The following is a 13,200-nucleotide window of genomic DNA, read 5'->3' as shown; positions in this document are numbered from 1 at the left end:
GGTATGATTCATTTACAATGTAACCAGTTTACTTCTGCTCTGCGACTTCAGCACAGTACTCTTTAAATTTTTCATGTGCTTCGTCTTTAAATAAAATTTCACAGGCCTCTTTTAACCCTGGTGAGCGCAATAAATCTTCGTGCTTAACCACCAATGCTATTTTTGAACGTCGACGTAAAAAATCTTGTAACTTCGTCACCATTTCTCTATTCGCAGCATGCTCAATTTCCACTCTTAGGTATTCTGAATTTTTAATCAACAATACACCTTTAGCGGGATCTTCTCTGATGTTTTCCAACATCCACATGGCGTTTCGTCCATAACGTCGCCAAAAGCGCTGTGACAATGGCTCTGAAGACGATGCTGGCGTCAGTGCGTCGAGATCCATTAATTTAGCGCGATGAAAAAACTCATCTCGGATAGACTTGTCAGGCTCTCCGTACCATTTACGCGAAAAGTAAGGAATCGGAATACCAAAAGACCGAACCGCACGAACTATCTCTTCTCCCACGTTCAAACAGTCTGTGAGTTTGCCACCAAAAATAGAGATATGCTTAGCATGCTGATCCACATCAATGGCGTGTTTTCTTGAAAGCTGCACCCAATCCGACGTGCCTTCGCCAATTTCTCTTGCAAGCGGTCTTACTCCACAGCGCTCAGAAATTATATCGGCAGTCGTTAAGGGGGTAGCTAATTTCAGCATTTTATTGACATTAGATAGCACAAAATCGCGATCGCTATCCGTCACCCGCGTCGTGGGCTCTGAAACTTCAGTGTCAGTCGTGCCAATACAGGTTTTTGGCCCCATTGGAATTACAAAAAACAATCTCCCATCGCTAGCAAAAAACGTCAACACTTTGTTCTCTTTTGTTATGCGCGGAACAATCAAATGAATCCCTTTTGAAAACACGTGCTGATACTGCGTTGTTTGCTGATTAATTTTATTTAGCGCATCTACCCAAGGGCCTGCGGCGTTAATTAAAACCCGCGAGCGAATGTTGAAAGTTTGTCCCGTCACTTCATCTTTTGCGTGTGTAATCCATTCACCTTGGTCTTTACGGCTATTTACACATGATACGTAGTTAGCGGCAATGCAGCCATAACTCATACTAGAGCGGATAAAATTGAACACAAAGCGCGCATCGTTATCATGTAAATACGCATCTGAATATTCAAATCCCCCAGAAACATGACGAGTATCGATTTGGCTATCTCTTTGTTTCAGATTTCGAGGAGAGAGGTAAATAGGTAAACGCGTAAAACATCGTCCAATCAACCAATACAACATGGTGCCTAAAAATATAACAAAAGGATGGAAACGAAATCCTTTTTGAATGCTGGTTAGAAACCGAATTTCTTTCACTGTTGAAGGGTAATGCCGCATTAAATGATTGCGACTTCGGCAGAGTTTGTTCACTAATGAAAACTCAAAACTCTCTAAATACTTAATGCCTCCCCACGCGAGATTTGAGGAATTCGAGCTGGTTGCGCTAGCAAAATCATCTTTATCGATCAGCGCTACTTTTACCCCTTTTGCCGACAGCGCTGCCGCCGACACTGCGCCATTTATTCCTCCACCCACAATCAACACATCAAACGTGGTATTCGGAAACGCCTTCAAATTACTGTCTCGTAGTGAACTCACGTTGGCCTCCGCACGGCTCAGATAATCATGACATTAAGGTGCAATTAACGCCTTATCAGCATTAATTGCACTCCGCCTTGTGATGTAGCTTCATCATCACCGACTGATAGGCAAATTTCAACGAAGATCATTTGCTTAGCAGGCAATGCTCCCGTAGTATCGACCTTCTGATCTTATTCTCGCTTGAGTATAGTTCGCACGTTTTCGTGTGCGATGAGTCTATTGCCCTGACGAAAAACTAACATGCGTGAACTCGCCCACTCCCTATTTAGTATTGGGGAAATACTGCGCTCCGTTCGTGCTAAAACTGCAAGGCAAACTCAGCATTCATCGCGCCAATATTGATGAAATCATTCAAAAGGAGCTCGTTATGATGAAGTACCTATCCCTCTGCATACTGCTAGGTAGCACAGGCGTTTTCGCTGCTACTGACACATTTAGCGCATCAGAGAAAGCCCATAGTCTGGCGCAACAACACGTCATTGTGGATGGACATATAGATGTTCCTTATCGACTCCAAGAAGAATGGGTAGATGTAACGGTGGCAACAGAAGGCGGAGATTTTGATTATCCACGCGCCAAACAGGGTGGCTTGAATGCACCTTTTATGTCTATTTACGTACCAGCATCACTCGATAATTCAAAAGAGTCAACGGTATTGGCTAACCGATTAATTGACTATGTTGAGGCCATAGTAGGCCGAGCACCAGATAAGTTCGCACTGGCAACATCAGTTGCAGATGTAGAGCGTAACGTTGAGAAAGGGCTTATTTCTCTGCCAATGGGTATGGAAAATGGCTCCCCAGTACAAGGCAGCTTAGATACGCTTAAGCATTTTTATGACCGCGGTATCCGCTATATTACGCTTGCCCACTCAATGAGCAATCATATTTCAGATTCATCTTATGACTTGCGTCGTCAATGGAAAGGGCTCAGCCCGTTTGGCAAAGACATGGTCAAAGAAATGAATAAACTTGGTATTATGGTAGATATTTCCCACGTATCTGATGCGGCATTTTATCAGGTAATCGACATCACTAAAGCGCCTGTTATTGCCTCACACTCATCGCTACGCAAATTTACGCCAGGATTCGAGCGAAATATGGACGACGACATGATTAAAGCCTTGGCGAAAAATAACGGCGTTGTGATGATCAACTTCGGCTCAACCTTTGTTGATGCAGGCGCTCGCGCGTGGCGCTCAAAAATGAGCGAAAAGAAAAAGGCTGTCGAAAAACAATTTGGTAAAGACAGTGAACAATATAAGTCCTTCGACGAGGCCTACATTGCTAAGTCACCTTTCCCATTTGCTGACTTGAATATCGTATTGGATCACATTGATCACGTAGTCAAATTAGTCGGTATTGAGCACGTGGGCATTGGCTCTGATTATGATGGCGTAGGTGATTCTTTGCCTATCGGCCTTAAAGATGTATCGACGTACCCAAATCTTGTACAAGGGTTGCTAGACCGCGGTTATTCAGACAGTGACATTAAAAAAATTCTTGGCGACAACCTGTTGAGAGTCTGGCGAGATGTTGAAAACGTAGCCAACGCGTCTTAATTCTCGGAAACTAACATTTTGTAACATCCAGGGGTGTTGAGTTTTTACTCAACACCCCTATTTCATTACTATTCTTACCTTCACTGAAAGAAACAGGATGTTATCAGTCAATCAATTCTCTAAGCACTACGGTGATTTTACCGCTGTGTCTGATTTGTCATTCACTGTTGAAAAAGGCGATGTCGTGGCGCTGCTCGGTGCCAATGGGTCGGGCAAAACCACCACCATTAACGCTATTTGCCGCTTAGTAGACTTTGAATCAGGTGACATTACTTTCGACGGTAAATCGGTTAAACATAGTGCCAAATATTTAAAGCGAGTGGGTGCTGTATTAGGTGGCTGTAGAAATATCAACTGGCGACTTTCGCCGATTCAAAATGCAGAATATTTTGCACGCTTACACAATGCGAAACAACGAGACTTTCGGCCATTTATTCAGCAGCTGTTAGATTTACTGGGTTTACGTGAGTACCAACATCATATCACTCGCACCTTGTCTACGGGAAACAAACAAAAAACGGCGCTGTTGTGTGCCCTCGCCCATAACCCAAATCTGTTACTGTTAGACGAACCCACGCTGGGCTTAGATATGGAAACCGTTGAAGCACTAGAGCACACGCTAAAATCCTTTGCTCAGCAAGGAGAGCATGGTTTTCTTATTACATCACACGACATGCACTTTATTGATCGCCTCTGCCAGCGTGTGATTGTGATTGATAAAGGCAAAGAGATATTCAGTGGCGATATTTCAACCTTAAAAGATCAGTTGTACCGATATGAGCTCAATATCGAAGTCGCCGCTGACGTATTGCCTTTATTATTAAAAGAAGTGCCGAAACATTGGCCTTCAAATATCGCCATGACGCCGACAGATAAAGGCATTCAAATTTTTTATAATCTGCCCGATGCCGTATTTCCTACCATCCAATGGCTTAATGACAATGCCATTCGCCCGAGCCATTTAAGCATCAATGAGCTAACCATAGAAAACGCTTACCGCACCTTACTTACCACATCGAAGGCCCATTAAAAATGTTACAGCTTATTCATAATGAAATCCGTCTTCAATGGTATGAAATGCGCCAATATTGGTTTGAAACTGTCACAGGGTTTGCCTTATTAGGCGGCACCTTTATTGGACTTTTTTACGGTATTAAATCGATAACCGCTAGCAGCGCTGAACCTACGTCATTAGATGGATTGGTATTCGGCTTTTTAATGTGGAGTTTTGCAACGTCTGCTTATGGCAGTATTTCTAAAAGCGTAAGCAACGACACACAACGGGGTTATTTAGAGCAATTGTTTTTGTCTCCCGCGGGATTTCCCACTGTGATGATGGCTCGAATCATCGCCGAAATGCTGCAAACTATTGTATTTATTACATTACTCGGTTACGCCACCATGTGGTTAACAGAAAATTGGCTAGAGATGAGCTTTTTCAGTTTCTACCTTGTGATGTTTTTAGGTGCACCCAGTTTAGTTGGGGTTGGTTTTTTAATCAGTGGCTTTACCCTGATTTTCAAACAAACTGGAGCAATCCATGCCTTAGTGATGTTTGCGCTAATGGGAATCGTTGCCGCAAACGGCCTTCCTTTCAACATCATCAGTGTATTGCCCTTTACACCCGCAGTAAGTTTAGCTCGCAGTTTTGTGTTAGAGGGACAACAAGCCGAGGTGATTGACGTACTGATTGTGCTAGCAAATTCAATTGGTTACTTTGTATTGGGGTTGGTGGCATTTGCAAGGTGTGACAAATACGCCAGAAAACACAATCTAATAGGGCAATATTAGCGCATGCAGCAGGTGGTATGCGTCAAAACACACCGATGGTTTACGTTATGTCAGCGAAAACCAAATAGCGATGAACAACGTATTAGCGTTTTATCTCTACTCTTTGTGACCAAACATCTGCCATGACTAAACACATTTTTACCGACGCAACGCATTCTAGAATTATTGAAATGGCGTGGGAAGATCGCACGCCGTTCGAGGCCATTGAGCGACTTTATGGCTTAAATGAAAAAGCCGTAATTGCCGTCATGCGGCGCTCGCTGAAGCCTTCTTCATTTAAACTGTGGCGTGCGCGAGTGTCGGGCAGAAAAACCAAGCACATAAAGTTAAGACATCCAGAAACGTCTCGTGGATACTGCCCCACCCAATATAAACAACGCTAATAGAAACAGGCTTACGCCGCGTGATTATTTGGCTGGTTCCGACTGCGAGCCAACGAAGTGTTAGAAGCTCGCTTGTCATGTTTGCGCTTCGCCTGTCTTGCCGCTTCTTTGTTTGCCAGTACCGCTGCGGTCAGCATGATTGACACGGTGGCGAAGCTAAGCCAATACACACCTGCAAGTAAATTTGAGTTAACGTCAAGCATAACCCAAGACAATACTACTGATGCCAGCGCAATAGCTCGCAAGCCATACTGCTGAGGCAACGTAGGCGGCTTGGAAAATATCAATTTAAAGTGTTTGTGCTGACTTAATGCCAATACCCAAGCCGTAACGCAAAGAAAAACAAAACACAGAACTAGCATGCTGCTTTACTCCATCTACGCTGCAATGCCTTTGCAATCAGCAGATTAACAGCCGCACTGAATACCATCAGGCATGTTACCCACCAGTACAGCGAACTCACAGCGTGCTCAGTCCACATACCTTTTGCTAGACTCAGCGCCGCTGAAACCGTGAACAATCCGCACGATAGCCACAGGATTAACAACCAGGCTCGCTGCCTTTTACACAGACAAGCAATAACAAACGCTACCGCCCAAGCAACGAAGAAAGCCAATACCTCCCAGCCAGCGCGATCAACAACTGTCGTAGGCAGCATTCGATTTGTTGAAAAAAATGCAGCGCAGGCCATCGGCAAGCCACCGATTACAGCGATATTCAACTTATCAACAAGGCGATGCCCGATCGAGAGATGCTTTACTTTATCCTTTCGCTTGTTAAACCAAATAATGCAGCCTGAGCCAATTAAAAACGTCGATGCGATACCGCTTAAAAAAAGCAACCAACGTAATCCAGTTTGTGCAAAATGCGCTTCGTGGTAACCGTATAACGCGCGGCGTACTTCTCGAGCAAACGGCTCTTTGTCATCAAACGCAATAAACGCGCCGTGTTTCCAACTGTAAGCGCGCGACACTAATTTATTAGACACCCACGTCGGCTCTATGCCCCAAACAATAATCCGCCCTTGCGCTGTAAACGGTGCATCAACACTGATGCGGATGGGTATCACTGGCACTTGTTTGGCACTCCAGTGGGTGTTGACGTCTTGCAAAATTGCCTTCAAATCAGGCGTTGGGGTTAATTGTGAAGATATTTCCGCTGAAGGCGTAATTGTTTGATATCGCGCCGTAATTTGCTTATCAATATCGCGCACGCCATGCTCAAAGTGTGCATTGGCAAACCAAGGCACATACAAACTAATGTAAATTGCCAGTGCGCTAAAACAGATCAGAAAACAAAAAGGCAAAGTCACAATACCGACTATCGCATGAGCGTCCGTCACCAGTTTTAGTAAGGGGCGAGCGCGTACAACGAAAAAGTCTTGAATGATGCGGCGGTGCGTGAAAATACCCGAAATGATTGCCACGATCATCGCTATCGCAGCGATTCCCGCCAGATATCGACCGCCATATTCGCGTAGATTCAGTGTATAGTGAAAAGCAACAAAGAAGCGTCCACCTGCCGTGTTAACGTGTACGTTATCTTGTTCGATGGTATGGCGCTTATTCTCATTATCTCGCCATTGAATTCGCGCTTCAGCGCCTCGTTCATCAGGCAAAGTGATTTGCCAATTTTTTGCCTCATCCTTTGTATCAGCCAGTGCATCAAAGGCAACATGAACGGTTTTTTCCCAGTGCTGTGAAACCTGGCCACCCCGCATCCAATGCGTCAACTCTGTGCTGAAGTAACTCAATGTACCAGTTAGAAAGATGGCAAACAGCAACCATCCTAGCAATAGCCCAGAATAGGTATGCAGCCAAATCATACTCCGGCGAATTCCTGTATTCATCATAACGGCATTAAACTCCAATACATACTGGCTCCGACTACCGAAACAGCCAACAAAAATAGCCAAGCTTTGATTGATGAAGGCATGCAATAACAAACGAGTAAACATGTCAGATAAAAGAGAAAGCTAACAATGCTAGTCAGATACACCGCGCTTGCCAGCGACATGTCGAATAGGAGAATAAAGACAGGGATCATGCCAAAGCTCATTGATGAGGCAGCAATAACACTTCCAAACAAAGCGGCTAGCGTATAGCTAGCCACCTGCATTGAGTAAGAGGATGGTCTCAATGTTTACAGCCTGTAATTTACAGTTAGGCTGATATTACGCTCTTCACCGGGCAACCCGCCTAGGAACATTGCTTTTGAATAATAGGTTTTATCAAACAAATTATTTATATTAAGTTGAACATCCCACTCTTCAGCCTGATAAGATATGCCTGCATCCCATACCACATAGCTATTAATCACGGCATCGGGTAAACCAAACGAAGTCGAATTAATCGTTCTTTCGCCGACATAATCAGCGCCTAATCTGAATGAGATCGGATTATTTAGAAGATTAATGGGCATCGTATACTCTGTCCAAACGCCGCCCATGTGCTTGGGAACGCCTTTGGTTTGGCCTAAACGCTCTTGTGAGCGAATATTAATCGCATCTTGACGAGTATAGTTTAGGTTCATCGACCAGCTTTCCATCAGCGCAAAGTTTAAATCAAACTCAAAGCCTTCAGAGTTGTCCTCATCATCGTAAAAGTACTGCGGAACCGATACATTGAACTCAGGATCCTCAGGGTTATCGTTATACAGTTCATTGCCGTAGCGCAAGTTAGTGCGGCGAGTTTCAAACCAAACAAAAGAACCTAAAAGGTCTTCGTCAAAAGCAGTAAAGCGCACGCCTATATCAAACGACTTTGACTCAGAGTCAGGGCGATCATCCTCACCATCGACAGCTCCGAGTATGCTATATGCAGTGCGTCCTTTTGCATAATTTACAAACGTAGACACATTCTCAGTCACCGAATAATTCAGCCCAAGATTATAGGTAAGACCTGAATCATCCGTATCCGCCTCGGCGCTCGCTTCAGGTGCACGATCCGTTCCTTTGTGCTGGTATTTTTGTTCTATTGCCGAGTACGCCACTCCGATACGCGCAGTCAGTTTTTCGTCAAAATAGAGTACTTCTTGCGCACTAATACCGTATGCCGATACTTCTTTATCATAATTGGTACGCAACGCTGTATCGTAATCTTCAAAGCGCCCTGTCGGCCAATTAGGAGAGCGAATATCTAAGATATATGGAATGGGATTATCTCCGCTGCTGCCATCTGCATCATAAGCAGACCATGACATGACCGACATGTCACGGTTTTCATAATTCACACTCAGCAAATGCTCACCTTCAAACGCTCCCCACGACCAAGTAGACTGCAAATCAGCAAAATATTGAAGCGTCGTTTCAGACACTTCCTGCTTGCGGTACTCCTGTCTGCGCGCTGCGTAAGGGTATAACACACCATCTACCTCTAATGGTGCGCGAGGCTCAGCATTGATTTCTCCGTAGCGATTCCAGTACACGTAATTGTATGCACCGGTTTGTCTCACGAAGTTAGAATCGTATTCACGGTATTGAAATTGATGACGCAGTTTAGTTTGTGCTGAAAAATCTACGTCATGACGAACCTTAATGCGCACTTCTTCACCCGCATTAGGACGAGATAAAGGCGAAATCAATCCCGTAGCACCAAGATCTAAGGGTAAAACACCATCTGTATCATTAATCGACGCCGCCAGCTGCTCTCGCTGAGCATCAGTCAACTGAATCCCCAATTTTTTATCGTTATCGGCATCGCTATCATTCACAAGGCGATCAGCCGTAATCTCATCACCTTCGCCAGCAAGGCTGTCTCGATTGAGAATACGAACTGGATGTCCAATAGAGTCTATTTGCACCTTATCATCGATGTAAGCAGCCGAGAATAAGAACTCATGCGTGTCTGAAGCATTGAATTTTAGTGAGCCATAAACTTCCGCACGCTCATTGCCTAGATCTCTGTAGCCGTCTTCTTGTTCGTGCGCTGCCACAACACGGTATGCTAACTTATCGTTTATTGGTCCAGTGTTATCAACCATCAAACGAGTGTGATCCCACTCTCCTATAGTTCCGCTAAACAATGTTTGAGATTGAAATAGCGGTTTTTTTTCAACTAGGTTAATCACACCACCCGCAGCACCGATGCCATATAGCCCTGTAGCAGGCCCTTTTAACACTTCAATGCTCTCGACGTTGGTCAGTGAACGGGTTGGGTTGTAGCTATTTTCTAGATCTGCACCGCCAAACATCCCGTCGTAAGCATAATTTACGCCTAAACCACGCACCACCAAATTATCACCGATGCCATAGTTGTTACCGGCTTGCCCTAAACCACTCACATTACGAAGTGCGTCTTGAAGTGAAAACGCATTTTGTTGGTCGAGTAAGGTTTTATCCACCACCACAATTGCTGCAGGTGTATCCATTAAGCTCATATTGGACTTAGTCGCGGTGCCTGAATTCAGAATCAACGCATTGTGGCGACCGTAAACAGTGATCTTTTCAAGCGCTTCGGAGCTGTTTTTTAACGAAGACTCGGCAGGCGAAGAGACAGATGCTTGCTCAGCGAATGTATTACCAGACACGCTCGCGATAACAAGCGCGGCAATATAAGATAAACGACTACGATGCATGGTATTCCTTACAACTAACAGTTTGTGGTAACGCGGGTCACCGATTAAGGTGGCTTCTGAGATAAAGCCAAAAGATTCCGCGGATATTAATGATAACTATTATCATTTTCAATATTTATTCGAATATTATTAGCAAAAAAGGAAACGTTTGATTAACTTTTATACAATAGGAGTCATTTATTACGCTATCTGTATGTCGTAAGGCAGGCGATAGAAACTACATCGAAAAGCAAAATCCAGATAAAAATCCGTCAACAAATTTTACACCCACCACCAGAAAAAGGTTTATCTTGCTGTTTTAATTAAAATTTATTATTGGCACACATAATGCTTATGTAATGCGTGAAAATTTAAAATACATTCAATTTATCACCTGTTGTATAGGAGTGGTGTAGTGAAAACCTTTCTAGTTGGTCTATTAGCCGTATTGTCTTTTTCAACGCAAGCTACGTTGATTAACGTTGCCCCTTCATCGCCTGCATTGGTTTACGAAGATGCAGTGGATGGCACACAATGGTCACGTTTAGGCCTTAGCAGCGGCGCTGAAAATTATCTGAATGGACAAAGTGGTACTTTATTTAGCGACCTATTTGCTGCCGTTATTCGTGGTAACGTACTAGGATTCTATGCTGCCAATATTCCAGATAACATTCAAAATACATACGGTATTAGTTGGGACGCATCTGTTGATGAAGGGCAAGCAATTACCGATCAGACCACCTTTGCATCAGTAGCAGACCGCGGTAATGGCCGCTTTGTCGCATGGGATAGCATTTGGGTCAACTTCTCTGGTAACGTTGTCTTTAGCAATGGGTCTGGCGGCACTAACACCTTGGGTAGTACGGTGAATGCAGGTCAATTCAATGTAACCACTGACAAAAATACAGCAACGGCAGTACCTGAGCCACACGGCTTACTGCTTACGGCTTTATCATTACTGCTAATTGCCGCTGCACGCAGAAAAGCGTAAACGAAATCACGCCAAATAAGGAAGCCAAAGCGCTTCCTTTTTTTATGTTCATATTTCACCGCGCCTTTTTCAGTATCTAAAAAGTCAGATACTCAGCCCTTTTTCATTGTATTTCTTATACTCTACTTTATGCATTGTTTTGGCTTAATCGCCCCTCGCTGAAGTGCACTCATTACGTCGTTGCGCTGCCGTGAGTGTATTAAATTCCATCCGCTAACCGAATAGGAAAATACAATGTTCAAACCCGCCCTACTATGCCTAATGCTTGTTACATTATTAGGTTGCAGTAAAGACCTCGACGCTGTTAATCAGGAGCCCACCATGCAGCAAGGCAATACGAATTTATTAGCGCAAAAAGAGCTGATCGTGGTGGCGTCTCCACGTTATGACGATCCTTACTATGCCGAGGTAGCTGATGATATCTTTCAGTTCCATGTTGCCTATGCCAAAGAGGCCGCTAAGCACGACAATTTCATCGTACTCACAGATGAAATGTCATACTGGGATTACGCAGAGGTGTTAGGGGAGAAGCGCGTGTACATCGTTCCTCAAAACGACATCTGGATGCGGGATTTTAGCCTCTCAAATGCGGTGTCTCCCATCCAGTTTCGTTATACACCAGCCGGCCAGGCAGGAAGCCCCGTCGGAGAAGCAGGCCGAGTTCAAGCGCAGCTGGGACAATCAATAGATGCAGCACAACTCGCATATCGCGCCAGCGATTGGCTCAATGATGGTGGTAACTTTGTGGATGACTACCATGGCCGTGTAGTAATCAGCCGCAAGTTTTTACGCGACAATGAACTGACCGAAAGCGAAGCCCGCTCAATACTTACAGCTTATCCGTCTATCGACCATGTTGCATTCATCGAAGCAGACGAACAAGGCGGATTGGAGCATGCCGATGGTGTAGTTGCTTTTATCGCGCCAAATACACTCGTTATTAACTCTTATCCAGACGACCCGGCTTACGCGCGCAGGTTAAAGAAAGATTTAGAAGCAGGCTTACCCGGTGTAACGATCCACAATATCGTCACCCCCTATGATGACAGCGATATTTACGATGAGAAATTTGGCTCTGCGTGTGGTCTATATACCAATATGCTTGTAACACCTTCACGTATCTATTTACCACAATTTGGTATTCCAGAAGACCAACTTGCTTTGGCCGACATACAGCGCTGGACAAACAAAACCGTCATCCCAGTGCAATCTTCACAGGTTTGTCATATGGGCGGCGGAGTGAGGTGCATGTCGTGGCAACTTAGAGGAGAAAACGCTGAGAAATATCTGGGCTGGCTAGAACAGAATCGATATCAACCAAATGGTTAATTGGGCCGCCTCTTACATTGCGTATTGAACCTGAATCGCTTGTAATAACTGCGTGCCGAGCGTGTGTTGTAAAAACTCGGCGCGCCAGCAAAGCTCAAGATTGTGCGAGACGGATTCAGGTCGAAAGTCACATATGAGACGCTTTAGTGTGCCAGATACAAGCTGTGTCGCCACCCACTGCTCAGGAATAAGCGCGAATCCCTCCCCTAACTCAAGTGCAGTAGTCAGAGCATGAATATCATCGAACATAGCATACTTCGCGCTGAACCCACTTTCAGTGGACGCCTCATGCGCACTTAACAGTAGTTCACGGCACTCAGCGAGTTCAGCGCGAGTGACTGATGATTTCAATGCCAAAGCATGAGTGATACCACAAACTAACACGTCGCGATATGCCCCTACATGACGAAAATCGATATCAGGCCGATTAATCGCCGACGTTTCATGCACTAAGGCGACATCTAGCTCGCCCGCTAACACATGAGCAATAAGCGCACTCTGACTGCCCCTTACCATTTCAATATTAACGGATTGAAGCTCCTTCACCGCTCTCATGGCTTTTATCATAGGGACAACAGGCACATAGTCGTCCAGACCAAAACGAATAGTATGAGGCAAGCCAGAAGACAGCTGAGCAGCGGATTGAATCAAGCGTTCAGCCTGACTCAGCGTATGAACTAGGTGGGGAAGCAAATGTTCGCCGTGCTGGCTCAATCGTGTTGTATTGCCTGTTCGCTCAAACACAGTAACACCTAAATCAATCTCTATGTCTGCAATCCATTGGCTCACCTGCGACTGACGTTTTCCAAGCTTACGCGCAGCCGCAGAGATAGAGCCTAATTCCATTGCCAATAGCAGTGCTTTAAGGTGTTGTAAATTCATATGTGCATGAGACTACTTATGATAATTTTCTGATCCTAGCCCACGAAGTTAGCGATGTCTG

General features: G+C 44.7%; 11 protein-coding genes. 6 read left to right on the top strand and 5 right to left on the bottom strand.

Annotated features, from left to right (window positions below):
• Positions 1-28 precede the first annotated feature (28 nt).
• Positions 29-1,645 (bottom strand): glycerol-3-phosphate dehydrogenase/oxidase, encoded by a 1,617-nt coding sequence (locus tag OE749_RS09210; RefSeq protein ID WP_263712155.1) that lies wholly within the window; start codon positions 1,643-1,645, stop codon positions 29-31.
• 370 nt (positions 1,646-2,015) lie between these two features.
• Between OE749_RS09210 and OE749_RS09205 the strand changes: the two genes are divergently transcribed.
• From OE749_RS09205 to OE749_RS09190, 4 genes are all read left to right on the top strand, one after another.
• Positions 2,016-3,209, top strand: a complete 1,194-nt coding sequence (locus OE749_RS09205; RefSeq protein ID WP_263712154.1) for a dipeptidase — start codon at positions 2,016-2,018, stop codon at positions 3,207-3,209.
• A gap of 97 nt (positions 3,210-3,306) precedes the next feature.
• Positions 3,307-4,239: an ABC transporter ATP-binding protein gene (locus OE749_RS09200; RefSeq protein WP_263712153.1), complete on the top strand. Its 933-nt coding sequence runs from the start codon at positions 3,307-3,309 to the stop codon at positions 4,237-4,239.
• A gap of 2 nt (positions 4,240-4,241) precedes the next feature.
• Positions 4,242-5,000: an ABC transporter permease gene (locus OE749_RS09195; RefSeq protein ID WP_263712152.1), complete on the top strand. Its 759-nt coding sequence runs from the start codon at positions 4,242-4,244 to the stop codon at positions 4,998-5,000.
• Positions 5,001-5,122: 122 nt separating this feature from the next.
• Complete coding sequence (locus OE749_RS09190; RefSeq protein WP_263712151.1) at positions 5,123-5,383, top strand: TIGR03643 family protein; 261 nt, start codon at positions 5,123-5,125, stop codon at positions 5,381-5,383.
• 11 nt (positions 5,384-5,394) lie between these two features.
• On the opposite strand, the gene OE749_RS09185 is transcribed toward OE749_RS09190, so the two are convergent.
• The 3 genes from OE749_RS09185 to OE749_RS09175 form a co-directional block, all read right to left on the bottom strand.
• Positions 5,395-5,745: a DUF3325 domain-containing protein gene (locus tag OE749_RS09185; protein WP_263712150.1), complete on the bottom strand. Its 351-nt coding sequence runs from the start codon at positions 5,743-5,745 to the stop codon at positions 5,395-5,397.
• Positions 5,739-7,208, bottom strand: coding sequence for a PepSY-associated TM helix domain-containing protein (locus OE749_RS09180; protein WP_263712149.1), 1,470 nt, complete (start codon positions 7,206-7,208; stop codon positions 5,739-5,741). The genes OE749_RS09185 and OE749_RS09180 overlap by 7 nt, the downstream gene beginning before the upstream one ends.
• A gap of 317 nt (positions 7,209-7,525) precedes the next feature.
• Complete coding sequence (locus OE749_RS09175) at positions 7,526-9,958, bottom strand: TonB-dependent receptor (RefSeq protein WP_263712148.1); 2,433 nt, start codon at positions 9,956-9,958, stop codon at positions 7,526-7,528.
• A 394-nt stretch (positions 9,959-10,352) separates the two neighbouring features.
• Here OE749_RS09175 and OE749_RS09170 point away from each other — a divergent pair, with 394 nt between their 5' ends.
• Positions 10,353-10,928 (top strand): hypothetical protein, encoded by a 576-nt coding sequence (locus OE749_RS09170; RefSeq protein WP_263712147.1) that lies wholly within the window; start codon positions 10,353-10,355, stop codon positions 10,926-10,928.
• Between the two features lie 234 nt (positions 10,929-11,162).
• Positions 11,163-12,257: an agmatine deiminase family protein gene (locus OE749_RS09165; protein WP_263712146.1), complete on the top strand. Its 1,095-nt coding sequence runs from the start codon at positions 11,163-11,165 to the stop codon at positions 12,255-12,257.
• Positions 12,258-12,269: 12 nt separating this feature from the next.
• Here the strand turns inward: OE749_RS09165 and OE749_RS09160 are convergent, their stop codons facing one another.
• Positions 12,270-13,139 carry a LysR family transcriptional regulator gene (locus OE749_RS09160; protein WP_263712145.1) on the bottom strand — a complete coding sequence of 290 codons (870 nt, stop codon included), beginning with the start codon at positions 13,137-13,139 and terminating at the stop codon, positions 12,270-12,272.
• Between the last annotated feature and the right edge of the window lie 61 nt (positions 13,140-13,200).

Origin of the sequence: Fluctibacter corallii (assembly GCF_025751585.1) — a bacterium.
GTDB classification, from domain to species: Bacteria; Pseudomonadota; Gammaproteobacteria; order Enterobacterales; family Alteromonadaceae; genus Fluctibacter_A; species Fluctibacter_A corallii.
The sequence above is the reverse complement of the archived record's forward strand: the minus strand, read 5'-3'. Positions and strand labels throughout refer to the sequence as shown.

What these genes read in the sequence shown, in the direction of transcription:
- OE749_RS09190 (WP_263712151.1), top strand. Translation starts at nt 5,123, where the DNA reads ATGACTAAACACATTTTTACCGACGCAACGCATTCTAGAATTATTGAA.
- OE749_RS09165 (WP_263712146.1), top strand. Translation starts at nt 11,163, where the DNA reads ATGTTCAAACCCGCCCTACTATGCCTAATGCTTGTTACATTATTAGGT.
- OE749_RS09180 (WP_263712149.1), bottom strand. Translation starts at nt 7,208, where the DNA reads ATGATTTGGCTGCATACCTATTCTGGGCTATTGCTAGGATGGTTGCTG.
- OE749_RS09160 (WP_263712145.1), bottom strand. Translation starts at nt 13,139, where the DNA reads ATGAATTTACAACACCTTAAAGCACTGCTATTGGCAATGGAATTAGGC.
- OE749_RS09175 (WP_263712148.1), bottom strand. Translation starts at nt 9,958, where the DNA reads ATGCATCGTAGTCGTTTATCTTATATTGCCGCGCTTGTTATCGCGAGC.
- OE749_RS09200 (WP_263712153.1), top strand. Translation starts at nt 3,307, where the DNA reads ATGTTATCAGTCAATCAATTCTCTAAGCACTACGGTGATTTTACCGCT.
- OE749_RS09195 (WP_263712152.1), top strand. Translation starts at nt 4,242, where the DNA reads ATGTTACAGCTTATTCATAATGAAATCCGTCTTCAATGGTATGAAATG.
- OE749_RS09185 (WP_263712150.1), bottom strand. Translation starts at nt 5,745, where the DNA reads ATGCTAGTTCTGTGTTTTGTTTTTCTTTGCGTTACGGCTTGGGTATTG.
- OE749_RS09205 (WP_263712154.1), top strand. Translation starts at nt 2,016, where the DNA reads ATGATGAAGTACCTATCCCTCTGCATACTGCTAGGTAGCACAGGCGTT.